Below are 1,372 nucleotides of genomic sequence, written 5' to 3'. Positions count from 1 at the left end.
CAGCAGCCGCGGCTGCTGGGCACGCCCGAGGCCATGGGCCACTGGATCGATGGCTTCACGCGCCATTCCCTGGCCATGGTGGCCGCCGAGCGCCGGCGCCGGCGCGCTGCCCATCCTTCTCCTTCCCCGGCTCCTGCGCCATGAACCTGCCCGTCCTGCTCCAATGCGCACGTCCGGTCGCGACGCTCCTGGCCCTGGCGGCCACGGCCGCGCTTGCCGGCTGCACCCTGACTCCGCCTCCGCCCGCGGTGCCTGCGCCCGTGCCGTCCGCCTGGCAGGCGCCGCTGCCGCACGGGGGCAGCGTGGAGCGACTGGGTGCGTGGTGGCACGAGCGGCTGGAAGACCCTGTGCTGCCTGCGCTCATCGCCGACGCCCAGGCGCTCAGCCCCGACGTCGCCCAGGCGGCCGCGCAGCTCGCCCAGGCGCGCGCCCAGGTGGCGGCCGCGCGCTCGGCGCTGCTGCCGCAGGTCGACGGCCAGCTCAACGCCAGCCGCGGCTTCAACGAGCAGCTCATGGCCGTGGCCAGTACGGCCCAGGCGGGCGTGCAGGCGGGCTGGGAGCTGGACCTGTTCGGCCGCGCCGGCGCCCAGCAGCAGGCGGCGCGCGAGCGCAGCGCCGCCGCCCAGGCCCAATGGCACGCCGCGCGCGTGTCGGTGGCGGCCGAGGTGGCGCAGCAATACAGCAACTGGCACCACTGCCGGCGCCAGCAGGCGGTGGCGGAGGCGGATGCGCGCTCGCGCGGCGAGACCGCGCGGCTGTCGGCCGAGAGCGAGCGCGCAGGCTTCACCGCCCCGGCCACGGCCGCACTGGCCAGCGCCAGCCACGCCGACGCCCGGGCGCGGGCGGCACAGCAGCAGCTGCAGTGCGAACTCATCGTCAAGGCGCTGGTGGCGCTCAGCGGGCGCGACGAGCCGACGCTGCGCGAGCAGCTGCAGGCAGCGGCGCCGCTGCGCCCGCCCGCGCAGCTGTTCGCCGTGGATGCGCTGCCGGCCCGGGTGCTGGCCCAGCGGCCGGACCTCCATGCGGCGGAGCGCGAGGTGGCTGCGGCCAGCGCCGAGGTGGGCGCCGCCCAGGCCGAGCGTTACCCGCGCCTGCAGCTGCTCGGATCGGTGGGGCGCGGCTGGGTGTCCACCGGCGGCGCCAGCATGGCCAGCAACACCTGGTCCGTCGGACCGGTGGCGCTCACCCTGCCGCTGTTCGATGGCGGGCGGCGCGCCGCCCAGGTCGATGCCGCCCAGGCGCGCTACGAGGCAGCGGCAGCGCGCTACCGGGGCCTGGCACGCCAGGCGGTGGCCGAGGTCGAGCAGGCACTCGCGCGCCTGGACAGTACGGCCCGGCGCAGCAGCGATGCCGAGCGCGCGGCGGCCGGCTA

Annotated in this window: 1 protein-coding gene; it reads left to right on the top strand. The window is 77.4% G+C overall.

Annotation, left to right across the window (positions count from 1 at the left end):
* Positions 1 to 140 precede the first annotated feature (140 nt).
* The coding region (locus tag A612_RS14365) for an efflux transporter outer membrane subunit (RefSeq protein WP_019375144.1) at positions 141 to 1,372 on the top strand (1,232 nt) is incomplete at its 3' end.

The organism is Melaminivora alkalimesophila, from assembly GCF_000282995.1.
Classification (GTDB): domain Bacteria; phylum Pseudomonadota; class Gammaproteobacteria; order Burkholderiales; family Burkholderiaceae_C; genus Melaminivora; species Melaminivora alkalimesophila.
The sequence above is the reverse complement of the archived record's forward strand: the minus strand, read 5'-3'. Positions and strand labels throughout refer to the sequence as shown.